Here is a 23365-nt window from a genome sequence, read left to right on the forward strand (position 1 = left end):
CGTGTGCGGTGGTGCGGAGCGGGCTGGACGAGATCGGCGATGCGCGTCGCGTCAAGGCGCCACGATCAGTGCCTGAGGGGCCGTCTGCTTCATCCGGGTGACCAGCCAGGTGAGCTGACGGGTGGTCTCGGCGGAGCAGGACGTGGAGATCTCGAGGAGCTCGCGGTCACGCAGGCCCTGAGCCCCCTGGGCGATCACGGTCCACGTGGTGTGGACGAGGGTGGCGAGCAGGTGCAGGTCCTGGAGGTCGCGCAGGAGTCCGATCTCACCCTCTCTCGTCTCGGCCAGCACATCAGCGCGCAGCCGGTCGGGTTCGTCGATGCCCTCCTGCTCTCCGTAGCGCTCGACCACCGAAGCCAGGTCCTCCCGGTGCTGGTCACTCCACCCGGCCAGCAGGTGACAGGTGTGAAAGACGTCGGCCTGCCGGGCGTGACCCACGGCGACGGCGCGCAGCGAGTCGGCAAGGGTCTGCTCGCTGTGATCCACCAGGGCCACGTAGGTCGCCAGATGAGGCATCAGGAACCACTCCCTTCCGAGGGGTCCAACGGGTAGGGCGGCGTCGTCGCCAGCACCTCACTGGTGGTGGGACCGCCGCCGGTGGTCGGCGGCAGGGCTGCAGAGGCTGGACCTGAAGCGGTCCTGGTCGGCGCTGGCGCCGGTCCGTCGCCACCGTGGAGCCGGGTGACTCGACAGGCGGCGGTCTTGAAGGCCGGCTGCTTGGACACCGGATCCCACACGGTCATGGTCAGCTCGTTGGCCGTGCGGTGGGCTGCGTCCTCGTGCGGTGCGACCTGGTCTGGCTCCCAGTGTCCGTAGTGGAACGGGGCGAAGACCGCCCCTTGCTTGACCCGACCGACGCGGGCACGGACCTCGATCGCGCCCCGGGGGGACTCGACCCTGACCCAGTCGCCCTCGGCGATGCCCAGGTCCCCGCAGTCGAGGGGGCTGAGCTCCACCCAGGCGTCCGGAGCAGCCTGGTCGAGGGAACGCGAACGACCTGTCTTGGTACGAGTGTGGAACTGGTAGACCGTCCTGCCGGTGGTGAACAGCAGCGGGAAGTCCTCTCCGGGTGTCTCGTGCGCCGGGGTGTAGGGCGCCCCCTTCAGGAACGCGCGCCCGGCAGGTGCCATGGCCCGGTGCTCCTGCTCGGTGACGCTGCCGCCGGTCGCCAGGTCGTGACCGTAGGTCTCGCAGTGGTCGGTGTCGGTGGGGAAGACCCCATCCGCGTAGAGCCGGTCGGTGCCGTCGGGGTGTTCCTCGTTGACCGGCCAGGGGATCCCGGTCGGACCGCGCAGCCTGTCGTAGGACAATCCCGTGTAGTCGACAGGTCGACCGGCCGTGACCGACGCCCAGGCGTCGAAGACCTCCTCGGAGGTGCGCCAGGGGATGAGTGGCTGGTCGTCCCGGTCGGTGAAGCCCATGGCGTGGGCGTACATGAGGAAGATGTCCAGGTCGCTGCGAGCCTCGCCCGGTGGGTCGACGGCCTGCTCCGAGAGGTGCACGACCCGGTTGACGTTGGTGAAGCAGCCGGTCTTCTCGCCCCACCCGGCGGCCGGGAGGACGACGTCGGCCAGCTGGGCCGTCTCGGTCAGGAAGAGGTCCTGGACGACCAYGAAGCACTGGTCGCCGCTGAGGAGCTTGCGGATCCGAGCGGACTCGGGCATCGATACCGCGGGATTGGTGGCCGAGATCCACAGCAGGCCGATGGACCCCGTCTCCGCGTAGGACATGATCTGCATCGCATGGGTGGGCGGCGCCCAGTGCGGGATCGTCATCGGGTCCACGTTCCAGGCGTCGGCGAGCTGCTGCACGTGCCCCGGGTTGTCCCAGTTGCGGAAGCCGGGGAGGTCGCCGTCGGCACCACACTCGCGGTTGTTCTGCGCCGTGGGCTGCCCGTTCATCTGCAGCACCCCGGCGCCGGGTCGACCGATCATGCCCCGGAGCAGGTGCAGGTTGTGCACGGCCACGGAGGCGGCCGTGGCCTGGTGCGACTGGTAGAAGCCCTGGAGCACCGTGGACAGCACGCCGGTGCTCTCTCCGAAGATGCGCGCCGCCCGGCGCAGGTCCTCGGCGTCGACGTCGCACACGTCGGCCACGTGCTCGGGTGTGTACGGCTCCACGACCTCGCGCAGATCGGCCAGTCCCATCGTGTGGGCCGCAACCCACGCGTCGTCGACCCAGCCGTTGACCAACAGCTCGCGCGTCAGTCCGTTCATCAGAGCTAGGTTCGTGCCCACCCTCGGCGCCAGGTGCACACCGCCGGTGCGCTCGGCCTCGTCCGCGACCGCCGTACGACGCGGGTCGACGCACACGATCCGGGGCGGGTCCTCGCCGCGGGTCCGATCCAGGATCCTGGCCCACAGCACGGTCTGGGTCTCAGGCATGTTGTGGCCGTAGAGGAAGATCGCGTCACAGTGCTCGATGTCGGAGTAGGAACCGGGCTGGCCGTCGGCGCCGAAGGACTCCTTGAACGCCGCGGCGCTGGTCGCGGTGCACAACCGTGTGTTGCCGTCCATGTGGGGCGTCCCGATCCCGGCCTTCCCGATGACGGCGAGCGTGTAGTACTCCTCGAGGAAGAGCTGCCCTGAGGTGTAGAAGCCGTGACTCAGTGGGCCCTTTTCCGCCAGCAGCCGCGTGCTCTCCGCAACGATGCGACCCATCGCGGTCTCCCAGTCGGTCTCCACGAGACGGCCGTTCTCCCGGACCATCGGACGCGTCAGCCTGTCCGGTGAGGACGCCCACGGGGTGCTGCCGTAGAGACCCTTGGGTCCGAGCCTTCCGTGATTGACCGAGTCTGCCGCCCGGCCACGGATCCCGACCATCCGTCCGTCCTTCACCGCGATGTCGGCGCCACAACCGTTGCTGCACAACAGGCACGCCGACTGGACCCACTGATCCACGTCCTGCTCGCTGACACCGTCATCGAGGCGCTGGTCCACCCGCGCGGGCCACACCGTCCCGCGGGGATGCGGAGTTCTCGTCCCGTGCACGTCGGCCACGCGGTCCGAGGTGTCACCGCCCGCCGACGGTCGGTCATCGTGTGGCATGGTCAGCTCCTAGATAGTTGCGCCAGCGCATGTATACTTTCCAGCAACCAAAGCACACCCCTCGAAGGGACACAAGGTGGTCGATCAGACGTCCGCGGCTGCGGAGCGCGACGACCTGGCTGATGCATTCATGACCGTCAGCCGCGCCCTGGTGGGGATCGCCGTGCGCTCCATCAGCGCAGCGCCGGTGGAGGTGACGCTCACCCAGCACCGACTGCTCGTGTTGTTGGCGACCGGACGCGGCCAGACCGTCAAGGCTCTCGCCGAACAGCTGGAGGTGAACGCATCCAACGCCAGCCGGCTCTGTGATCGCCTCCAGAAGCTGGGGCTGCTGAGCCGGGACCGGTCCGCGAGCGACGGGAGGGAGGTGGTGGTGTCGCTGAGTGCGAATGGGCGAGAGCTGTTGACGGCCGTCCGGAACCGCAGACGTCACGACGTGCAGCTGGTCCTCAGCCAGATGTCGGACAGCGACCTCGGCGCCATGATGGAGGCGCTCACCGCGTTCAGCGACGCGGCACACGAGATCGGAGAGGCCGAGTGGGCAGCCCACACGATGTGACGTCGTGGCGCCGGCCGCGTGAGGTGGGTGCGTGATGCCGATCTGGCTCCAGGCAGGGCTCTGGGGGCTCGTGGCCGGCGGTGCTCTGGTCGTCGGCGCACTCGTCGCCTGGGTGGTCGACGTACCTGCGCGGATCGTCGCCTCGGTCATGGCCTTCGGAGCCGGCGTGCTGATCTCCGCGCTCGCCTTCGACCTGGTCGACGAGGCTGAGGCCTCGGGTGGGCTGCTCGCCACCGTCATCGGCTTCCTGGCGGGAGCGGTGGCCTACGTCCTCGCGAACGTGGCCCTGGCGAAGAGGGGAGCGCGCCACCGCAAGCGGTCCGGTGAGCAACAACCGGCCGAGGAGGAGCAGGAAGGCAGCGGATCGGCGATCGCCATCGGTGCGCTCCTCGACGGGATCCCGGAGTCGGTGGTCCTGGGCCTGTCGCTCCTCGGTGGACACGGCGTCGGCGTACCCGTGCTTGCGGCGATCTTCATCTCGAACCTGCCCGAGGGGTTGTCCAGCGCTGCGGGGATGAAGCGCAACGGTCGCTCGGCTCGCTACGTGTTCGGCGTGTGGATCGGCGTCGCCCTGGCCAGCGGAGTCGCCGGCCTTCTCGGCTGTGTCCTCCTGCAGGGAGCATCAGCCGAGGTGGTCGCATCCATCACCGCGCTGGCCGCAGGAGCGATCCTGACGATGGTCGCCGACACGATGATCCCCGAGGCTTTCGAACGTACGCATCTCTACGCCGGCTTGATCGCGACCATCGGATTCCTCACCGCCTTCACCATCAGCCGCGCGGGTTGACCACCACGAGGATCGTGGTGGGGGCATGACCGGGGACGACCGACGCGACTGCCCCTCACCAGGCGATCGGCGCCGGGGCGGCCCAGCATGTCGGTCTACGGTGGGATCGTGACCGACCAGCACCCGACCTCCCCCTCCGTGGAGATCGACGCGGCAGGTCCGGGCGGGCGTCGGCGTCCTGCGCTGATCGTCTTCGACGTCAACGAGACGCTCTCGGACATGTCACCGATGGCGGAGAGGTTCGCGGACGTGGGCGCGCCCGATCACCTGGCGGGGATGTGGTTCACCGGTCTGCTGCGCGACGGCTTCGCCCTCACGGCAGTGGGAGAGAACGAAGCGTTCGCCACCATCGCCGCCGAGTCCCTGCGGGTGTCCTTCGACGGGCTGCCGCTGGATCGCCCCGTCGCGGACGCCGTGCGACACGTGATGGAGGGCTTCGCGAGCCTGTCCGTCCATGGGGACGTCGTGGCCGGCGTCCGGAGCCTGGCCGACCGGGGGTTCCGGCTCGTCACGCTCAGCAACGGATCCGCAGCCGTCGCCGAGGCGCTGCTCGACCGGTCCGGACTGCGGGAGCACTTCGAGGCGACGCTGTCCGTGGAGGACGCGCCCTCGTGGAAGCCGGCCGCGGCCGCGTACCTCCATGCGCTGGAGCGGTGTGCAGTGGACCCGGCGGACGCGATGCTCGTGGCCGTCCATCCGTGGGACATCGACGGCGCGACGCGGGCGGGCCTCGCGACGGCCTGGATCAATCGGGGCGGAGGCACCTATCCGACGTACTTCAAGACCCCCGACCTCAGCATCGCGTCAGTCACCGAGCTGGCCGGGAGCCTGGCCCTGTGGCGGTGACGGGTGGCACCAGCGACCTGGTGCGCGCGGTCGACACCCGCCTCCGCGAGCAGCACCTCGGCGAGCTGGAGGTACGCGGGTACGACGAGAGGTGGGCGGCTGCGGCGGCTCACGACTGGTCCGATCCCACGCTCCCGGTGGCCGACGGGGAGTCGGTGATGCAGGTGCATGATCGGCTGGGCGCCCTGCTCGCAGAGGTGGCCGAGCTCGACGGAGGCGTGAACGTGCTGGTCTCGCACGGCGATGCCATCCGAGCGGCGGTGGCCCACCTGACAGGGGTCGCTCCACAGGACGCACCGTGGGTCGAGGTGGCCAATGGTGCAGTGGCGCGCGTCGACAGGGCGATCACCTGGCTGGGCTGATCGTCGATCCCGTCGGCGTCGATCTAGGGTGGGTCGTCGCAACGAGCGTCGTACGGAGTTCTTCGGAGGGCATTCTGAGTACCGTCAATTTTCGTGTTCCTGCAGGTCAGCGCCCGGATGGGGGAGTGCGGCGGCCGGCAGCCGTCCTGTGGGACATGGACGGCACGCTCGTCGACACCGAGCCGTACTGGATCGAGACCGAGTACGCGATGGCCGCGAACTACGGCGGCACGTGGTCGCAGGAGCACGCCCTCAACCTCGTCGGCAACGCGCTGCTCGAGTCCGGCGCCTACATCCGCGAGCACATGGGCATCGACCGGACGCCCGAGGAGATCGTCGACGAGCTGCTGGACGGTGTCGTCGAGCGCGTACGCCGCGAGGTTCCGTGGCGCCCGGGTGGCCGCGAGCTGCTGGCCGACCTCCGTGCCCATGACGTGCCGTGCGCCCTGGTGACGATGTCGTGGATGCGCTTTGTGGAGCCGATCCTCGAACACCTGCCGGAGGGCACCTTCGGCACGGTCGTCACCGGGGACCGGGTCGAGTTCGGCAAGCCGCACCCCGAGCCCTACCTCAAGGCGGCCGCGGACCTGGGCGTCGAGCCGGGCGACTGCGTGGCCGTCGAGGACTCCAACACCGGCGCCAAGTCGGCGGAGGCCGCCGGCTGCGTGGTGCTGTGCGTGCCTAACCACGTGCCGATCCTCGGGGGGGAGCGGCGGGTGTTCGCCGACACCCTGGCGGGTCTGGACGCCACCTACCTCGCGGACCTGGTCTCCCGCTGACCGGTCCCACCGAGACCCTCCGACGCCCGGGATGGGCGTTCGGACACGGTTGTGCGCCACTTCGGCGCGCGGGGTGGCGCACGTCACATCCGAGGGGCTACTTTCCGAGGACGCAGCACACATCGGTGTCCGGAATCCGGACGGGGAGCGAGGAGACATGCGTCGACACACAGTGGCCCAGCTGGGAGTGATCGCCCTGCTTGCCGTCGGGTTGACTGCCTGCGGCGGCGACTCGGACAGCAACGACGGAGGCGGCAGCAGCAGCGCTGGTGGCACCGGCGAGCCCTGGATCCTGGGCACGACCGACAGCGTGACCGCGCTGGACCCTGCCGGCTCCTACGACCTCGGCTCGTCGACCCTGGAGTACAACCTCTACCAGACCCTCGTGACGGTGCCGGCGAAGTCGACGGAGATCGTGGGCGATGCGGCCGACAGCTGCGCCTACGACGATCCCAAGACCTTGACGTGCACGCTGAAGGAGGGCCTGAAGTTCTCCAACGGGGACGACCTCACGTCCTCGGACGTGAAGTACAGCTTCGATCGCTCGATCAAGATCCAGGACCCCAACGGCGCCGCGATCTACCTGCTGGGCAGCATCACCGACACCGCCAAGGACGGCACGGTCACGATGAACGAGGGCGCGATCGAGACGCCCGACGACCAGACGGTCGTGTTCCACCTCGACCACCCGGACACGACCTTCCAGTACGTGCTGACCTATCCGGGCGCCGCGGCGATCGTCGACGAGGACGTCTTCCCGGCCGACACCAAGCTGCCGGACGAGGAGATCATCGGCTCGGGTCCCTACAAGCTCAGCCAGTACAAGGCCGGCGAGCAGGCCGTGCTCGAGATCAACGACCAGTACACCGGTGACAACACGGGCCAGGCCTCGACGGTCTTCGTCAAGTACTACTCCGAGCCCTCGGCGCTGAAGATCGCGGCCGAGAACGGTGAGGTGGACGTGGCCTGGCGCAGCCTCAGCCCGACCGACGTCGCCGACCTCAAGGGCAACGACAAGGTCACGGTCGCCACCGGCGAGGGCTCCGAGATCCGCTACTGGGTGTGGCAGCTGAGCACGCCGGCCGCGAAGCAGCTGGCGGTCCGCCAGGCCGTCGCCCAGGTGTACGACCGTGACGCCATCGCCCAGGACGCCTACGACGGCACGGTCGACCCGCTCTACTCCATCGTCCCGCCCGGCTACGCGGGTCAGAAGGACTCGTTCAAGGAGGCGTACGGCGAGCCGGACGTGGACAAGGCGAAGAAGATCCTCGATGACGCCGGCATCAAGACCCCGGTCGCCCTGACGCTCGGCTGGACGCCCACCCACTACGGCCCGAGCACCGAGGACGAGGCCAACGAGGTCAAGCGCCAGCTGGACGACAGCGGTCTGTTCACGGTGGCCCTGAAGAGCACGGAGTGGGAGCAGTACCAGACGATCTCCAAGGAGGGCGCCTTCGACCTCTTCCTCTACGGCTGGTTCCCCGACTACCCGGACACCGACGACTACCTGTCGCCGTTCCTGATCGACGGAGGCTTCTTCCAGAACAACTACAAGAACCCGCAGGCCGAGGACCTCATCGCGCAGGAGCAGGGCACCGATGACGCAGCCATCCGGGAGGACGCCTTCGGTCAGCTGCAGGACATCACGGCCAAGGACGTGCCGTTCATCCCGTCGTGGGTCGGCACCAACATCGGTGTGTACGGCGCGGGCATCGAGGGCGTGGAGGACACGCTGGACCCGGCATTCATCTTCCGGTTCTGGCTCGTCAGCAAGACCGGCTGACCGAGATCGAAGGCAATGTCGTGGGGGGTCGCGCCGAGCGGCTCCCCACGCCTCCTGCGCGGAGAGAGGGCACATGAGCCGTTCCGGTTCCCTGCCGCAGTACGTCCTGCAACGGGCGCTGCTGGTGATCCCCATGATCTGGGTGATCCTCACCCTGGTCTTCGTCGTGCTCCGCGTCGCTCCGGGCGACCCGGTCTCGGCGGYTCTGGGCGGCCGACTCGACGAGGAAGCCCTTGACCAGCGGCGCGAGGCGCTCGGACTGAACGAGCCGATGATCAAGCAGTACTGGGACTACCTCTCCTCGGTGATGCGACTCGACTTCGGCACCACGTTCAGCGACAACCAGCCCGTGCTCCACGTGATCCGCGACAACGGCGGCGCGACGCTGACGCTGACCGTGGCCGCCTTCACGGTCGCGCTGCTGGTCGGGATCCCGCTCGGTCTGGTGGCCGGGCGGTACCGCGACTCCGCGGGGGACGTGGCGATCCGGTTCTTCGGGATCCTCAGCTATGCCGCACCGATCTTCTTCGTCGGCTACCTTCTCCAGGTCTACGTCGCGSCGCCGCTCGGCCTGCCGACGTCGGGCATGGCCACCCCCATCACGATCTTCACCGTCCAGCCCGTGACGCACATCCTTCTCATCGACGCCTTCCTCAGCGGGGACACGGCCGCGATCAAGGACGTGCTCGAGCACCTGTTGCTGCCGGCGATCACCCTCGGCCTGYTGATCTGCGGTGTGTTCATCCGGCTCGTGCGCGTCAACATCCTCCAGACCATGCAGGGCGACTACGTGGAAGCGGCAGAGGCCCGGGGGATCTCCCGTCGCAAGGTGACGCGCAACCACGCGTTCCGCAACGCCCTGGTGCCCGTCATCACGGTGGTCGGGCTCCAGTTCGCCCTGCTGCTCGGTGGTGCCGTGCTCACGGAGGCGACGTTCAACTGGCCGGGCCTGGGCCAGAAGCTGGTGGAGTACATCAACAACCGGGACTACGGCGCGGTGCAGGGCATCATCACCGTCTTCGCGGTCGCGGTGGTGATGATCAGCCTGCTGGTCGACATCGTCAATGCCCTCGTGGACCCGCGGGTGAGGTACTGATGCGCCGGGTCCTGAGGAAGCTGTCGAAGCCGTTCAACGAGACGGTCGGGCTGGCCCGCTGGATGCTGGTCATCGGTGTCCTGCTGAGCGCCCTCTTCGTGATCTGCGCGATCTTCGCACCCTGGCTGGCGCCGTACGGCTTCGCGCAGTCCGCGGTCGACGGCGTGCGCTTCCCGAAGGCGGGTCCGCCGAGCTCGGAGCACTGGTTCGGAACCGACCGGCTCTTCTTCGACGTGCTGTCGCGTGTGATCTGGGGAGCACGCACGGCCATCGAGGTGGTCCTGCTCTCGATCCTGTTCTGCGTGGTGCTCGGGGTTCCGCTGGGACTGGTGTCCGGGTACTACGGCGGGTGGCCGGACCGGGTCCTCGTCCTCGTCATGGACGCGATCTTCGCGTTCCCGTCCTTCCTGCTCGCGATCGTGTTCTCGTTCCTGCTCACCGGCCTCTTCGGGGGCAGCGTGATCGCCGTGGCGCTCTCGCTGACCGCGGTCTACATCCCGCAGTACTTCCGCGTCGTGCGCAACACGACGGTCAGCGCCAAGGAGGGGTCGTACGTCGAGGCCGCTCGCGCGATCGGGGCCAGCGACGGCGTCATCATGCGCCGCTACCTCTTCGGCAACGTCATCCAGAGCGTGCCCGTGCTGGGGACGCTCAACGCCGCGGATGCCATCCTCACCCTGGCCGGTCTCGGATTCCTCGGGCTGGGCATCCAGTCCACGGACGCCGCCGAGTGGGGCCACGACCTCAACCGGGCCCTGGCCGACGCCGGTTCCGGCGTGTGGTGGACCGGCCTGTACCCCGGCCTGGCGATCGTGTTGCTGGTGACTGGGCTGACGCTGGTGGGCGAAGGGCTCAACGAGACCATGAACCCGTCGCTGCGGCGGCGGCGGCTGATGCCGGTCGTGATGCCGCCCCGTGGCACCGTTCCTGAGGAAGAGGTGCACTGACATGGATCTCATCGACGAGCCGGCCGCTTGGCCCGTGCAGGAACCGGTGATCTCGGCCCGCGACGTCCGGGTCTGGTACGGCACCACCCGCGGCGCGATCCGGGCGGTCGACGGGGTGAGCTTCGACCTCGCCCCGGGGGAGACGCTCGGCCTTGTGGGGGAGTCCGGCTGTGGCAAGTCAACCCTGGGCCGGGGCCTGATGGGCCTGTTGCCCGAGGGCGCCAAGCGCGACGGCGAGGTGATGTTCAAGGGCCACGAGATCCTGTCCCTGAGCCCCAAGGAGGCCTACAAGCTCCGGGGCAGCGAGCTGGGGATGATCTTCCAGGAGCCCCTCACGCGGCTCAACCCGCTCATGCGCATCTCCGAGCACTTCGAGGAGACGATCCGGCAGCACGACCCGGCGCTGGGCAAGGAGCAGGTGCGCCAGCGTGCCCTCGAGGCGCTGCGCATGATGGGCATCCCGCCCACCCGCTACAAGTCCTACCCGCACGAGTTCTCCGGGGGCATGCGGCAGCGGCTGATGATCGCGCTGGCCCTCGTGCTGCGTCCGGCCTTCGTGGTCGCCGACGAGCCCACGACGGCCCTCGACGTGCTCGTCGAGGCGCAGATCGTCCAGATCCTCAACGACCTGCGCCGCGAGTTCTCGACATCGCTGCTGCTGATCACCCACAACGTCGGGATCGTCGCCGAGGCGTGCGACCGGGTCGCGGTGATGTACGCCGGACGCATCGTCGAGCAGGGACTCGTGTCGGACGTCTTCCAGAACCCCCAGCACCCCTACACCCGCGAGCTGCTCCGATCCACGATCAGCCTGTCCACGACGGGGCTGGAGTTCATCCCGGGCGCCCCGCCCGACCTCGTCGACCCGCCGGACGGCTGCCGTTTCCACCCCCGGTGCCCGCAGGCGATGAAGGTGTGCGCCGTGAAGAACCCGATCAACATCGAGCGTCCGGGGGGTGGGCGCGTCGAGTGCTGGCTGCGGGGTCCGGACGACCAGATCCCGCCCGGAGGGACCGAGTCCCTGACGCAGGAGGTGCTGAGCGTTGCCGACGAAGCCTGACACCGTGAGCGGTGACGACGCGATCGTCGACGTGCGCCAGTTGTCGGTGCACTTCGACCTGCAGGGGGGCAGCCTGGCCCGGCTCGCGGGCCGGGACACCGGCACCGTGAAGGCCGTCGACGGTGTGGACCTGACGCTGCACCGTGGTGAGGTCGTCGGTCTCGTCGGCGAGAGCGGCAGCGGCAAGTCGACCCTTGGGCGGGCCCTCCTCGGGCTCGTCGAGGCCACCTCGGGCAGCGTGGTCTTCGACGGTCGCGACCTCACCGGGATGGGCCGTCGAGAGCTGCGACGGATCCGCCGTCACATCCAGATGGTGTTCCAGGACCCGAATGCGGCTCTCAACCCGGCGATGACGGTCGAGGTGGCCGTCGGGGACGCCCTGCGTGTGCAGGGCGTGAAGTCGGCGGCCGAGCGTCGTACCCGGGTGGTGGAGTCGCTGGAGCGGGTAGGTCTCTCGCCGGTCGAGCTCTTCCTCCCCAAGTACCCGCGGGACCTCTCCGGTGGGCAGAAGCAGCGGGTGGTGATGGCTCGCGCCATCGTCATGGGACCGTCGGTGCTGGTGGCCGACGAGCCCATCTCGATGTTGGACATGTCGGTGCGGGCCAAGATCCTCCAGCTGATGCTCGACCTCAAGACCGAGCTCGGGCTCAGCTACGTCTACATCACCCACGACCTGGCGTCCGCGAAGTTCTTCTGCGACCGGATCGCGATCATGTACCTCGGTCGCATCGTCGAGATCGGTGACACGGAGGAGATCTTCGCTCACCCGAGGCACCCGTACACGCAGGCCCTGCTCCGTGCGATCCCGGACCCTGACCCATCGCGGACGGTACTTCGGGACCTGCCTCGCGGCGAGGTCCCCGATGCCGCCAGCCCGCCGCTGGGCTGCGCCTTCCACCCGCGGTGCCTGGTCGCGACGTCGGTGTGCGGCTGGGAGTCGCGCGACCTGCGGTCGGTGCTCGAGGAGCACTGGACGCGCCGCGACGCCGCGACGTACGAGGCCGAACGAGCGATCATCGGCGACCTCGACCACCTCGACAGCCCCAGCACGACGGCCCGCATCGGCAAGGGCCCCGGGCACGAGGTGAAGGCGTTGCTGGAGCAGATCCGTGCGGAGAACCCGGACGAACCCCTGTGGCGGGGCGTCTCGGACATCGAGGACGACGAGAGCGGCGTGACGGTCCGGTTCCACGACGGCGTCGACCCGGCGCTGCGACCGGCCGGCGGGGCCGAGGTCGCCTGCGTCCTCTACGGCGAGGACGATCAGGGCTGAGCGGTGACGCCCTCGTCGGTGTCGAGGTCGCCGGAGGGGTCCGGGACCGGCACCCGCTCGGGCAGCGGCGGTGGCGTGCCGCCGAAGGACGGGCAGAACGCCTTGTAGCTGCACCAGTCGCAGAGCCTGGACGGGCTGGGACGCCAGTCGCCCGTCTCCTCGCACTCCTGGATGGCCCGCCAGACGGCCTCGACCTTGCGCTCGGTGGCGAGCAGGTCGGCCTCGTCCGGCTCGTAGCGAAGGATCTCGCCGTTGCCGAGGTAGACGAGCTGGAGCACGCTCGGCAGCACGCCACGGGTGCGCCACACGACCAGGGCGTAGAACTTCATCTGGAACAGCGCCTTGGCCTCGAAGCCGAGCCCTGGAGCCCGGCCGGTCTTGTAGTCCACGACCCTGACCCGGCCGTCCGGCGCCACGTCGAGACGGTCGACGAAGCCCCGCAGCAGCAGCTTGCTGTCGAGCACCGTCTCGACGTACAGCTCGCGCTCGGCCGGCTCGAGGCGGCGCGGGTCCTCGAGGGTGAAGTAGCGGTCGAGGACCGTGCGGCAGGAGACCAGCCACGAGGCGACGTCGGGACCCTCGTCGCCGAACATCTCGGCCACGCCCGGCTCGGCCTCGAGCAGCGCCTCCCAGGAAGGGACGATCATGTCGGCGGCCACGTCGGGCGTGCGGTCGGTCGCGGGCAGGTCGAAGAGGTCCTCCAGCACCTTGTGCACCACGGTCCCGCGCACCGCGTCGGGCGACGGCTGCTCGGGCAGCCGGTCGATGGTGCGGAACCGGTACATCAGTGGACACGTCATGAAGTCGCCCGCCCGGCTCGGCGACAGGGCCCCCAGCACGTCGACGCCGTCGACCGGCGTGGAGACCCGATCGGCGGGAGAGGGGGCGGGGGTGCTCATGCGCCGCACCCTAGGTGACCCCTCCGACATCACGCCCCGCGGCTAGGCTCGAGGAGTGACCGAGACTCCTCCGCCGGCCGGACGACGACCTGCGGACCGCGCGCGCCCGGCGGGGACCTTGCGCGTGGGGTCGGTCTCCGGCATCGACGTGCAGGTCACCGGCTCGTGGTTCCTGGTCGCCGCGCTCATCGCGTTCGCCGTCGCCCCGCGCATCGAGCTGGCCCAGCCGGGCCTCGGCGTCTTCAAGTACGTCGCGGGCCTGGTCTTCGCCGTCATGCTCTACCTCGCGGTCCTGGTGCACGAGGCGTCGCACGCGCTGGTGGCCCAGCGCTACGGCTACGTCGTCAACTCGATCACCCTGCACTTCCTCGGCGGGATGACCGAGATCGACGGCGCTGCGCGCAGGCCCCGCCAGGAGTTCTGGATCGCCGTGGTCGGCCCGCTGGCCTCGATCGCGGTCGGTGTGGCGGCCGCCGCCGCCTGGTTCGTGGTCCCGGAGGGTCTGGTCAAGGTCACCATCGAGGGCCTGGCCGCAGCCAACCTGCTCATCGGCGTCCTCAACCTCGTGCCCGGCCTGCCGCTCGACGGGGGGCGGGTCCTCAAGGCGTTCGTCTGGGGCGTCTCGGGCAACGAGCATCGCGGCACCCTGGTCGCCGGTTGGGGCGGTCGCCTCACCGCCGTCGCCGTGCTGGCCTGGCCGCTGCTGCAGCGCGAGCTCCTCGACGTCGAGCCCACGCTCTTCGACTACGTGCTGGTCTTCGTGCTCGCCGTCTTCCTGTGGACCGGCGCGACCGCGGCCATGGCGCAGGCCCGCATGCGACGGCGGCTGCCGTACCTGGTCGCGCGCCCACTGGCGCGCCGTACCCTCACGGTCCCCGAGGACCTGCCTCTGGCCGAGGCCGTACGCCGCGCGCACGAGGCCGGCGCCGGCAGCATCGTCACCACCACGAGCTCGGGACGGGCCACCGGGATCGTCAACGAGGCGGCCGTCAAGGCGACGCCGGTCGAGCGGCAGCCGTGGATGTCGGTCGCTACCGTGGCGCGCACCCTCGAGGACGGCCTCTCGCTCCCGGCGACGATCGCGGGGGAGGACCTGATCCTGGCCATCAGCCGTCGCCCGGCCGACGAGTACCTCCTGCTCGAGGAGGACGGTCAGATCTGCGGCGTGCTCGTCACCGCCGACGTCGACAAGGCGTTCCGGGAGTCCCCGCACTAGGAGCCGGCCCCTTGCCGCCCGCCCCGCCCGATGGTTGAGGAGGGCCGAGGTGGTGTCTTGAGGAGCCGCGCCAGCGCCGTCTCGAAGGTCCTGTCTCGAAACCAGGTCGGGCAAGAGCGCAAGAGATCTCTCGAAGTCGTGTCCACATGTCGGTCGAACGGGCCGTTTCCGGGGGCCCGTTGTCGGTGGTCGCTGCTTGAGTTGACCCATGTCAAACACCACGGCACCCCCTCTGCCGGAGTCCCCGGCCGAGCTGCTGCGTGCGGTGCGTGACCTGAAGAAGTCGGCCGATCAGGCGGACGTGGACATGATGCGTCTGGGTCTCCATTGGGCGGACCTGCACATCGCGGATCCCGAGTTCGCGGAGGCCYGCTTCACGTCCCCGAAGACGTTCGCCGGCGAGGGCTCGCCGATGATCGATGAGTTCTGTGTGCCGGAGTTCGCGACGATGCTGGGGCGGACCAACGACAGCGCGGGCCGGTTCCTGACCGAGTGTGTGGAGGTCGCCTACCGCCTCCCACGCCTGTGGGGTGCCGTCATCTCCGGTCTCGTCGCGGGGTGGCGGGCCCGGATCATCGCGCAGACCACCGTCAGCCTGACGTTGGAGGCCGCGACCCATGTGGACGAGCAGGTGTTCTGGTGCGCCTCCCGGCTCACCCCCGCAGCCCTCGACCGGGTGGTGCAGGAGGCCCGGGTGCGGTTCATGCCCGAGGCCGTCCAGGAGGCGTTGGAGAAGTCGGCGGACAAGCGGCACGTGACGTTCGACCTGCAGCAGGTCTCCTACGACGGGACCATGGGCCTGGAGGCGAGCCTGGAGATCCCGGACGCGCTGGCCCTGGCGGCGGCGGTGAAGTCGGGGGCCGAGCACCTGGCCCGCCTCGGGTCTGCCGACACGATCGATGGCCGCCGGGCCACCGCGTTGGGTGACCTCGCCCGGCACCAGCTCGCCATCGGCTTCTACGACCAGCCGTCCGCCGACCCGCCCGTCGACCCCGCGTCCCCGTTGGTTGAGGAGGGACGGAGTCCTGTCCGGAAACCCGCGCCGGCGCCCACGGCTCCCGTGACCCAGGTCGTGATCTACGCCCACCTCTCGGCCGACGCCATCACCCACCACGACCTGGCCACGCGACCGGACGAGGCGCTGGTGGCGCGGGTGGAGCAGGCCGGTCAGCGGCTGTTGTCGGTGGAGCAGGTCCGTGCCTGGTGCGCCCGCCCGGACGTGACCGTGGTGGTGAAGCAGGTCATCGACCTGCGTGAGCGTCTCGAGTGCCGGGGCTACACCCCGACCGAGAAGATCCGCGACTTCGTGATCGTCCGCGACGGCACCTGTGTGTTCCCGTGGTGTGGTCGCAACGCCCGCCACTGCGACCTCGACCACATCGTTCCGTTCGATCACGACCACCCCGACCAGGGCGGATCGACGTCCACGGACAACCTGGCCGCGTTGTGCCGGCTGCACCACCGGCTCAAGACCCACGGCCGATGGCGCTACCAGATGACCGAACCCGGCRTCTTCGACTGGACCAGCCCGCTGGGCCACACCTACCGCCGCGACCACACCGGCAGCCAAGCCACCGGACGCGCCTGGCCCGACACCGGCCCCGGCCACCCCCTCATCGAGCTGCCGGACCTGCGGTCCCTTCGCGCGCACCCGCCGGACCAGTGACCACCCCGCCCCGCACCCCGCCCGACTGACCCCGGCGGGGCCACGAGCACGTGCGGGGCCCGGAGCCGCGGATCCGATGCTGCTCCGCAGTACCAGCCGAAAGCGCCGGCGGGCCAACGCATGGGGGGGCCAGTGATGTCCGCCATTTCCGTGAGTGCCGCCGGCCCGCACTAGGGTTCGCGCATGCCTGACACCACCCCCACCGTGCCCTCCGCAGACGTCCCCCACGAAGCGTGGTCCGGCGTCCACCGCGGACCGCTGCGGGCGGGGGAGTGGGTGCGCCTGACCGACCAGAAGGGTCGGCGCCACAACTTCGAGCTCACGCCCGGCAAGCGGTTCTTCTCCAACCGCGGTCACATCGAGCACGACGACATGATCGGTCGCGACGAGGGCTTCACCCTGGTGTCGTCCGCCGGCGGGGAGTACCTCGTCTTCCGCCCCCTCCTCACCGAGTTCGTGGTGTCCATGCCCCGCGGGGCGGCGGTGGTCTACCCCAAGGACGCCGCCCAGATCATCTCGCTGGCCGACATCTTCCCGGGCGCGCGCGTGGTCGAGGCCGGTGCCGGCTCCGGCGCCCTGACCTGCTCGCTGCTGCGCGCGGTCGGCCCGTGGGGCCGCGTGACGTCGTTCGAGCTGCGTGAGGAGTTCGCCGAGGTCGCCAAGCGCAACGTCGACCAGTTCTTCTCCGCCCCGGAGGGCGAGACGCACCCTGCCTGGGACCTGCGGCTGGGTGACCTCAAGGAGGGCCTGCCGCAGCTCGAGGACAAGGTCGACCGGATCATCCTCGACATGCTCGACCCGTGGAACTGCGTGGACGCCGTCGCCGAGGCGCTGGTCCCCGGCGGCATCGTCTGCGCGTACGTCGCCACCACCACCCAGCTCTCGCGGGTCGTCGAGACGCTGCGCGTCCACGGTGGGTTCACCGAGCCGCAGCCGTGGGAGTCGCTGGTCCGCGACTGGCACGTGGAGGGGCTCGCCGTGCGTCCCGGCCACAAGATGATCGGCCACACGGCCTTCCTCGTGACCGCCCGGCGGATGGCACCGGGGGAGCGGCCCATGCGCAAGACCCGCCGCCCGGCCCCCGGCGCCTACGGACCCGACTACACCGGCCCGCGTCCGGCCGACATCCCGCCGGTGCCGCAGGCCGACACCCCCGGCGAGGCGTGAGCGTCGAGGTCGTCGCCTGGTCCCCGGACTGGGCGGGGCAGTTCGAGGAGGTCGCGGCCGTGCTCCGCGTCGCGGTCGCCGACATCCCGGGGGCCCGGGTCGAGCACGTGGGCTCCACGTCGGTGCCCGGACTGGCCGCCAAGCCGATCCTCGATGTCGACGTGATCGTCGCCCCCGCCGATGTCGAGACAGCCGTCACGGCACTCGGCACGGTGGGCTACGTCCATCGTGGGGACCTCGGGGTGGCCGGCCGGGAGGCCTTCCACGCACCCGACCGCGCTCCCCACCGCCACGTGTACGTGTGCGCCGTCGGCACCACCAACGTCCGCAACCACCTCGCCGTACGCGACGTGCTGCGCCGACGCGACGACCTCCGGGACGCGTACGCCGCGACCAAGCTGGCGCTCGCCGCCGACCCGGACATGGACCTGGACGCCTACCTGGCCGGCAAGTCCGCCGTCCTGCAGGAGGTCCTGCGGGCTTCCGGCGAGTTCAGTGACGACGAGCTGCGCGCGATCGACCGGCTCAACCACCCGTCGACCTGACGGCGGGCGGCCGCCGAGTCCGCCTCGCGACGAAATCGTGACCAACACGGTCCGTTATCCCCTTCCGTCCCATCACCAGATGGGTAGTGTCCGAAGGACCTAGGAGGTGACGCACATGTCCGAATCGACATCCAGCGCTGCAGGAGCCGGGCGCACGCCCGACGAGCTGGTGCAGCAGGTGCGCTTCCTCGAGGCCGAGGTGGGAGACCTCCGGCGTCGCCTCACCGACCTGCCCGGGCAGTCCCGGGGCCTCGAGATGCGCCTCTCCGACACCCAGCGCTCGCTGGCCGCCGTGACCAGCCAGAACGAGCGCCTCGCCCAGACGCTGCGCGAGGCCCGCGACCAGATCATGAAGCTCAAGGAGGAGGTCGACCGGCTGGCGCAGCCGCCCGCCGGCTTCGGCACCTTCCTGTCCCGCAACGAGGACGACTCCGTCGACGTCTTCACCGGCGGCCGCAAGCTGCGCGTCAACGTGAGCCCCGCCGTGGACCTCGACGAGCTCGTCAAGGGCCAGGAGGTCATGCTCAACGAGGCCCTCAACGTGGTGGCGGCGCTCGGCTTCGAGAAGGTCGGCGAGGTCGTGATGTTCAAGGAGCTGCTCGAGGACGGCGAGCGCGGCCTGGTGATCGCCAACGCCGACGAGGAGCGCGTCGTACGCCTCGCCAAGCCGCTCTTCGACGAGCCGCTGCGCGCCGGCGACTCGCTCCTGCTCGACGCCCGGGCCGGCTACGCCTACGAGCGCGTTCCCAAGTCCGAGGTCGAGGAGCTCGTCCTCGAGGAGGTCCCGGACATCGACTACTCGCAGATCGGTGGCCTGGTCTCCCAGATCGACGCCATCCGAGATGCGGTCGAGCTGCCCTACCTCTACCCGGACCTCTTCAAGGACCACAAGCTCAAGCCGCCGAAGGGCGTGCTGCTCTACGGGCCGCCCGGGTGTGGCAAGACGCTGATCGCCAAGGCGGTCGCCAACTCGCTGGCCAAGAAGGTGGCGGCCAAGACCGGGGAGGAGGGGAAGTCCTACTTCCTCAACATCAAGGGCCCCGAGCTGCTCAACAAGTACGTCGGCGAGACCGAGCGGCACATCCGACTGGTCTTCCAGCGGGCCCGCGAGAAGGCCTCGATGGGCACCCCGGTCATCGTGTTCTTCGACGAGATGGACTCGCTGTTCCGCACGCGCGGCTCGGGCGTCTCCTCCGACGTGGAGAACACGATCGTCCCGCAGCTGCTCAGTGAGATCGACGGCGTCGAGCTCCTGGAGAACGTCCTGGTCATCGGTGCCTCCAACCGCGAGGACATGATCGACCCGGCCATCCTGCGACCCGGGCGACTGGACGTGAAGATCAAGATCGAGCGCCCCGACGCCGAGTCGGCGCGCGACATCTTCTCCAAGTACCTCGTCGCCGACCTGCCGCTGCACGCCGACGACCTCACCGAGTTCGGTGGCGACCGCGAGGCCACGGTGGCCGGCATGATCCAGGCGACGGTCGAGCGGATGTACACCGAGTCCGAGGAGAACCGCTTCCTGGAGGTCACCTACGCCAACGGTGACAAGGAGGTCCTCTACTTCAAGGACTTCAACTCGGGCGCGATGATCCAGAACATCGTCGACCGGGCCAAGAAGATGGCGATCAAGGACTTCCTCGACCACCAGCAGCGCGGCCTGCGGGTCCAGCACATGCTGCAGGCGTGCGTCGACGAGTTCAAGGAGAACGAGGACCTGCCCAACACCACCAACCCCGACGACTGGGCGCGGATCTCGGGCAAGAAGGGCGAGCGGATCGTCTTCATCCGCACGCTCATCACCGGCAAGCAGGGCACCGAGCCGGGCCGCTCCATCGACACGGTCGCCAACACCGGTCAGTACCTGTGATCCAGCCTCCGGCCGACGACGACCTGGGCCACGGCGACATCGAAGCCGCCCTGGCCACTCGTCGTGAGCTGGGGGCGCGGTACGACGCGGAGCTGGTCGACGGCTTCGCCGAGCGCATCGAGCGTGCCGTGGACCGGCGGGTGGCCGAGCAGGTCGCGCTGCAGCAACGTCGTACGGCCGCGATCGCGGGGGCCGGGGCACGTCAGGTGGCGCTGGGCATCGTCTCGCTGGTCGCCTTCATCCCCATCAGCATCGTGCTGGGCCTCAACGGTGAGCTCCTGGCGCTGCTCGTGGCGCTCGCGGGCATCGTGGGGGTTAACCTCACCCACGCCTGGCTGTCGCGCCGGCCCTGATCCCGGCCGCCAGGCGCACCCACAACAGCGAGCCGCCAGGCGCACCCACAACAGGGAGCCGCCAGGCGCACCCACTACAGAGAAGAGAACCCCATGGTCAAGATCATCATCATCGTCGTCATCGTCCTCGTGGTCCTGGCCGTGCTGAGCAAGCTCCGCAGCCGCTGACCCGTCGTCGATCAGACGGTGGTCGCGACGCCCAGGGACACGAACGTCCACGGGCGTCCGACCGCCGGCCCGGGCAGGTAGACCTGCTCGAGCCACCCCGCGGGGTTCGGCGTCCAGCCGCCCTCGGCCAGGATCGCGACCACGTCGCGGGTGAGGTGGCAGCCTCCGGCCGTCCGGCGCTGCAGGGGCTCGAGGCGCCGCTGCCACCGCCGGACCCCGGTCTCGGGGGCCAGGCCGTGCTCCACGAAGTGCAGCCGCCCGCCCGGCCGGACCACGCGGCGTACCTCCTGCAGGGCCAGCACCGGGTCCGGGATCGTGCACAGGCTGAAGGTCACCAGCGCGGCGTCGTGCGAGTCGTCCGCCTCGGCCACGTGCTGGCCGTCGAGCCCCGACCTCCTCACCGGTACGGCGCTGCGCCCACGTCGCGGCTCGGACAGCCGCCAACCCACGTCGGACGGCTCCACGGCGCTGACCTCCGAGACCTCGGCGGGGTAGAAGCGGATGTTGAGCCCGGACCCGAAACCGATCTCCACGACGCGTCCCCGCAGACCGGCGCAGGCGCGGGTGCGGAGCTCGCCGACCTCGTGGCTGCGCAGCGACGCGTCGACGAGACGGGGGACGACGCGGTCGTTCCAGATGCCCATCTCGCTCCATCCTCGGCGCGGCCTCGTAGGCTCGTCCCATGAGCGTACGGCGGATCATGGGCACCGAGGTCGAGTACGGCATCTCGGTGCAGGGCCAGCCCGCCGCCAATCCGATGGTGGCGTCCTCGCAGGTGGTGAACGCCTACGCGACCTCGACCATCAAGGCGCGCCGGGCCCGGTGGGACTTCGAGGAGGAGTCGCCGCTGCGCGACGCGCGTGGCTTCGACATGTCGCGTCAGGTGGCCGACCCCAGCCAGCTCACCGACGAGGACCTCGGCCTGGCCAACGTGATCCTGACCAACGGCGCCCGGCTCTACGTCGATCACGCGCACCCGGAGTTCTCCACGCCCGAGGTGACCTCGCCGCTGGACATCGTGCGGTGGGACAAGGCGGGGGAGCAGATCATGCTCGACGCCTGCCGAGCGGCCGCGCAGGTGCCCGGGGCGACCCCGATCGTGCTCTACAAGAACAACACCGACAACAAGGGCGCGTCGTACGGCGCCCACGAGAACTACCTGATGCGGCGCTCCACGCCGTTCGCCGAGATCGTGCGCCACCTCACGCCGTTCTTCGTCTCCCGCCAGGTCGTGTGCGGTGCCGGGCGGGTGGGGATCGGCCAGGACGGGCGCGAGCACGGCTTCCAGCTGAGCCAGCGCGCCGACTACTTCGAGGTCGAGGTCGGGCTGGAGACCACCCTCAAGCGGCCGATCATCAACACCCGGGACGAGCCGCACGCGGACCCCGAGAAGTACCGTCGCCTGCACGTGATCCTGGGCGACGCCAACCTCGCCGAGGTCTCGACGTACCTCAAGGTCGGCACGACCGCCCTGGTGCTGGCCATGATCGAGGCCGGCTTCCTGACCCGCGACCTCACCGTCGACGCGCCGGTCGCGTCACTGCGCGCGGTCTCCCACGACCCGACGCTGCAGCACCTGCTCACGCTGCGCGACGGCCGCACGCTGACGGCGGTGCAGCTCCAGATGGAGTACCTCGACCTGGCCCGCAAGTTCGTCGACGACCGGCTCGGCAACGACGTCGACGAGCAGACCCGTGACGTGCTCGACCGCTGGGAGTCGGTGCTCACCCGGCTCGAGCAGGACCCCATGCTGTGCGCCGGCGAGCTCGACTGGGTGGCCAAGCTCAAGCTCCTCTCGCAGTACCGCGACCGCGACGGCCTGGACTGGGACGACGCCAAGCTGCACCTGATCGACCTCCAGTACTCCGACATCCGTCCCGAGAAGGGGCTGTACTCCAAGCTGGTCGCCGCCGGCCGCATCGAGCGGCTGCTCGACGACGCGTCGGTGGAGCGGGCCATGCACGAGCCGCCCGAGGACACCCGCGCCTACTTCCGTGGCCGCTGCCTGGAGAAGTACGCCGACAACGTCGCCGCCGCCTCCTGGGACTCGGTGATCTTCGACCTCCCCGGCCGCGAGTCGCTCCAGCGCGTGCCGACCATCGACCCCATGCGCGGATCCAAGGCGCACGTCGGCGAGCTGCTCGACCGCTGCGACACCGCGCTCGACCTCTTCACCGCCCTCACCACCCGCTGAGCAGCCCTGCGGCGAGGGCGGGGTCCTGGCCGGCCTCGGTGAGCGCGGCGGCGACCCAGCCGGAGGCGAGCAGCTCCGCGACCATGTCCCGCAGCCACGCGACGGAGTGCGCGGAGCGGTCCTCGGGGACCGCGACGGCCTGGCGGATCTGCATGAACGCGGGCTCCACGATCCGGTGCCCCGGGTGATCGGCGACCCAGGTGGTCATCGGCTGGCGGATACCGGCACCCACGTCCAATGCGCGCTCGACGAAGGTGTCGATGCCCTCGGCCACGCGCTCGATCGCGGCGTGCTCGAGGGTGCGGGTCAGGTGCAGGTCGTACGCCGACCCCTCCTTGACCCCGATCCGGACGCCGGCCGCGTCCACGTCGGACGCGCCCGCGAGCGGCGAGTGACCCGCCACGACGTACACGCCCTCGATCAGGACGTACGGCGCGGTGAACTGCAGCGGGCGCCCMGGGTCGACGGCGAGGAAGCCGACGTCGGCGCGGCCCTCGGCGACCGCGGCCACCGACTCGCGAGCGGCGCCGTGGCACTGGAGGTCGACGTCCACGTCGAGCCGGGTGGCGACCTCGCGCGCGAGCGCGACGGTGATCCCCGACGGAGACTCGGGCGGCCCGGACGCGAGCACGGGGTTGCCGAGGTTGATGGATGCCCGCAGGGTCCCGGTGGGGGCCAGGTCTGTCCGGATGGCGGGATCCACGGCGTCCATGTCCCGGAGCCTAGTCAGGTCCCCCGCGGGGCTTCC

General features: G+C 69.9%; 22 protein-coding genes. 17 read left to right on the forward strand and 5 right to left on the reverse strand.

Features of this window, described 5'->3' with window-relative positions; genetic code table 11:
• Nucleotides 1-51 precede the first annotated feature (51 nt).
• Together AC1DQF_RS01390 and AC1DQF_RS01395 are read right to left on the reverse strand one after the other, a co-directional pair.
• Nucleotides 52-516, reverse strand: coding sequence for a hypothetical protein (locus AC1DQF_RS01390; protein ID WP_477523413.1), 465 nt, complete (start codon nt 514-516; stop codon nt 52-54).
• Entirely contained in the window at nt 516-3047 is a 2532-nt protein-coding gene (locus tag AC1DQF_RS01395) for a molybdopterin oxidoreductase family protein (RefSeq protein ID WP_477523414.1), read from the reverse strand. Before AC1DQF_RS01395 ends, AC1DQF_RS01390 begins: the two co-directional genes overlap by 1 nt.
• Before the next feature lie 76 nt (nt 3048-3123).
• Between AC1DQF_RS01395 and AC1DQF_RS01400 the strand changes: the two genes are divergently transcribed.
• The 10 genes from AC1DQF_RS01400 (at nt 3124) to AC1DQF_RS01445 (ending at nt 12539) form a co-directional block, all read left to right on the forward strand.
• Nucleotides 3124-3606, forward strand: a complete 483-nt coding sequence (locus AC1DQF_RS01400) for a MarR family winged helix-turn-helix transcriptional regulator (RefSeq protein ID WP_477523415.1) — start codon at nt 3124-3126, stop codon at nt 3604-3606.
• Nucleotides 3607-3640: 34 nt separating this feature from the next.
• A complete protein-coding gene (locus tag AC1DQF_RS01405) occupies nt 3641-4393 on the forward strand; it encodes a ZIP family metal transporter (protein ID WP_477523416.1) in 753 nt (250 codons plus the stop codon).
• Nucleotides 4394-4501: 108 nt separating this feature from the next.
• Nucleotides 4502-5239: a haloacid dehalogenase type II gene (locus AC1DQF_RS01410; RefSeq protein WP_477523417.1), complete on the forward strand. Its 738-nt coding sequence runs from the start codon at nt 4502-4504 to the stop codon at nt 5237-5239.
• Nucleotides 5230-5601, forward strand: a complete 372-nt coding sequence (locus tag AC1DQF_RS01415) for a histidine phosphatase family protein (RefSeq protein WP_477523418.1) — start codon at nt 5230-5232, stop codon at nt 5599-5601. The genes AC1DQF_RS01410 and AC1DQF_RS01415 overlap by 10 nt, the downstream gene beginning before the upstream one ends.
• 125 nt (nt 5602-5726) lie before the next feature.
• Nucleotides 5727-6380, forward strand: coding sequence for an HAD family hydrolase (locus tag AC1DQF_RS01420; RefSeq protein ID WP_477523419.1), 654 nt, complete (start codon nt 5727-5729; stop codon nt 6378-6380).
• Between the two features lie 157 nt (nt 6381-6537).
• On the forward strand, nt 6538-8163 hold the full coding sequence (locus tag AC1DQF_RS01425; protein WP_477523420.1) for an ABC transporter substrate-binding protein: 1626 nt from the start codon (nt 6538-6540) through the stop codon (nt 8161-8163).
• Nucleotides 8164-8236: 73 nt separating this feature from the next.
• Nucleotides 8237-9259 (forward strand): ABC transporter permease, encoded by a 1023-nt coding sequence (locus tag AC1DQF_RS01430; RefSeq protein WP_477523421.1) that lies wholly within the window; start codon nt 8237-8239, stop codon nt 9257-9259.
• Complete coding sequence (locus AC1DQF_RS01435; protein ID WP_477523422.1) at nt 9259-10206, forward strand: ABC transporter permease; 948 nt, start codon at nt 9259-9261, stop codon at nt 10204-10206. The genes AC1DQF_RS01430 and AC1DQF_RS01435 overlap by 1 nt, the downstream gene beginning before the upstream one ends.
• A 1-nt stretch (nt 10207) precedes the next feature.
• Nucleotides 10208-11266 (forward strand): ABC transporter ATP-binding protein, encoded by a 1059-nt coding sequence (locus AC1DQF_RS01440; protein WP_477523423.1) that lies wholly within the window; start codon nt 10208-10210, stop codon nt 11264-11266.
• Nucleotides 11267-11270: 4 nt separating this feature from the next.
• Nucleotides 11271-12539, forward strand: a complete 1269-nt coding sequence (locus AC1DQF_RS01445; protein WP_477523424.1) for an ABC transporter ATP-binding protein — start codon at nt 11271-11273, stop codon at nt 12537-12539.
• Here AC1DQF_RS01445 and AC1DQF_RS01450 read toward each other — a convergent pair.
• Nucleotides 12530-13438 carry a RecB family exonuclease gene (locus AC1DQF_RS01450; protein ID WP_477523425.1) on the reverse strand — a complete coding sequence of 303 codons (909 nt, stop codon included), beginning with the start codon at nt 13436-13438 and terminating at the stop codon, nt 12530-12532. The genes AC1DQF_RS01445 and AC1DQF_RS01450 overlap by 10 nt on opposite strands.
• Before the next feature lie 55 nt (nt 13439-13493).
• On the opposite strand from AC1DQF_RS01450, the gene AC1DQF_RS01455 reads away from it, so the two are divergent.
• The 6 genes from AC1DQF_RS01455 to AC1DQF_RS01480 all read left to right on the forward strand — a co-directional run bounded on the left by AC1DQF_RS01455 (nt 13494) and on the right by AC1DQF_RS01480 (nt 20255).
• Nucleotides 13494-14654, forward strand: a complete 1161-nt coding sequence (locus AC1DQF_RS01455; RefSeq protein ID WP_477523426.1) for a site-2 protease family protein — start codon at nt 13494-13496, stop codon at nt 14652-14654.
• 208 nt (nt 14655-14862) lie between these two features.
• The gene (locus AC1DQF_RS01460) at nt 14863-16320 is read left to right on the forward strand and encodes an HNH endonuclease signature motif containing protein (RefSeq protein ID WP_477523427.1); all 1458 of its coding nucleotides are present in this window, start codon (nt 14863-14865) and stop codon (nt 16318-16320) included.
• Nucleotides 16321-16503: 183 nt separating this feature from the next.
• A complete protein-coding gene (locus AC1DQF_RS01465) occupies nt 16504-17487 on the forward strand; it encodes a tRNA (adenine-N1)-methyltransferase (RefSeq protein ID WP_477523428.1) in 984 nt (327 codons plus the stop codon).
• Nucleotides 17484-18032 (forward strand): GrpB family protein, encoded by a 549-nt coding sequence (locus AC1DQF_RS01470; RefSeq protein ID WP_477523429.1) that lies wholly within the window; start codon nt 17484-17486, stop codon nt 18030-18032. Before AC1DQF_RS01465 ends, AC1DQF_RS01470 begins: the two co-directional genes overlap by 4 nt.
• Before the next feature lie 115 nt (nt 18033-18147).
• Nucleotides 18148-19902 (forward strand): proteasome ATPase, encoded by a 1755-nt coding sequence (gene arc / locus AC1DQF_RS01475; RefSeq protein ID WP_477523430.1) that lies wholly within the window; start codon nt 18148-18150, stop codon nt 19900-19902.
• Nucleotides 19899-20255: a hypothetical protein gene (locus tag AC1DQF_RS01480; protein ID WP_477523431.1), complete on the forward strand. Its 357-nt coding sequence runs from the start codon at nt 19899-19901 to the stop codon at nt 20253-20255. Before arc ends, AC1DQF_RS01480 begins: the two co-directional genes overlap by 4 nt.
• Nucleotides 20256-20434: 179 nt before the next feature.
• Here the strand turns inward: AC1DQF_RS01480 and AC1DQF_RS01485 are convergent, their stop codons facing one another.
• Nucleotides 20435-21067, reverse strand: coding sequence for a class I SAM-dependent methyltransferase (locus tag AC1DQF_RS01485; RefSeq protein WP_477523432.1), 633 nt, complete (start codon nt 21065-21067; stop codon nt 20435-20437).
• 38 nt (nt 21068-21105) lie between these two features.
• On the opposite strand from AC1DQF_RS01485, the gene dop reads away from it, so the two are divergent.
• Nucleotides 21106-22617, forward strand: a complete 1512-nt coding sequence (dop, locus tag AC1DQF_RS01490; RefSeq protein WP_477523433.1) for a depupylase/deamidase Dop — start codon at nt 21106-21108, stop codon at nt 22615-22617.
• Here dop and AC1DQF_RS01495 read toward each other — a convergent pair.
• Nucleotides 22604-23329, reverse strand: coding sequence for a type 2 periplasmic-binding domain-containing protein (locus AC1DQF_RS01495; protein ID WP_477523434.1), 726 nt, complete (start codon nt 23327-23329; stop codon nt 22604-22606). The genes dop and AC1DQF_RS01495 overlap by 14 nt on opposite strands.
• Nucleotides 23330-23365 lie beyond the last annotated feature (36 nt).

The sequence above is a fragment of the Nocardioides sp. P4_G4 genome (assembly GCF_056401085.1).

Bases quoted from the DNA above. Each gene is read 5' to 3' on its own strand.
- AC1DQF_RS01390 (WP_477523413.1), bottom strand. From the start codon at position 516: ATGCCTCATCTGGCGACCTACGTGGCCCTGGTGGATCACAGCGAGCAG.
- AC1DQF_RS01405 (WP_477523416.1), top strand. From the start codon at position 3,641: ATGCCGATCTGGCTCCAGGCAGGGCTCTGGGGGCTCGTGGCCGGCGGT.
- AC1DQF_RS01425 (WP_477523420.1), top strand. From the start codon at position 6,538: ATGCGTCGACACACAGTGGCCCAGCTGGGAGTGATCGCCCTGCTTGCC.
- AC1DQF_RS01435 (WP_477523422.1), top strand. From the start codon at position 9,259: ATGCGCCGGGTCCTGAGGAAGCTGTCGAAGCCGTTCAACGAGACGGTC.
- AC1DQF_RS01440 (WP_477523423.1), top strand. From the start codon at position 10,208: ATGGATCTCATCGACGAGCCGGCCGCTTGGCCCGTGCAGGAACCGGTG.
- AC1DQF_RS01450 (WP_477523425.1), bottom strand. From the start codon at position 13,438: ATGAGCACCCCCGCCCCCTCTCCCGCCGATCGGGTCTCCACGCCGGTC.
- AC1DQF_RS01465 (WP_477523428.1), top strand. From the start codon at position 16,504: ATGCCTGACACCACCCCCACCGTGCCCTCCGCAGACGTCCCCCACGAA.
- arc (WP_477523430.1), top strand. From the start codon at position 18,148: ATGTCCGAATCGACATCCAGCGCTGCAGGAGCCGGGCGCACGCCCGAC.
- AC1DQF_RS01485 (WP_477523432.1), bottom strand. From the start codon at position 21,067: ATGGGCATCTGGAACGACCGCGTCGTCCCCCGTCTCGTCGACGCGTCG.
- dop (WP_477523433.1), top strand. From the start codon at position 21,106: ATGAGCGTACGGCGGATCATGGGCACCGAGGTCGAGTACGGCATCTCG.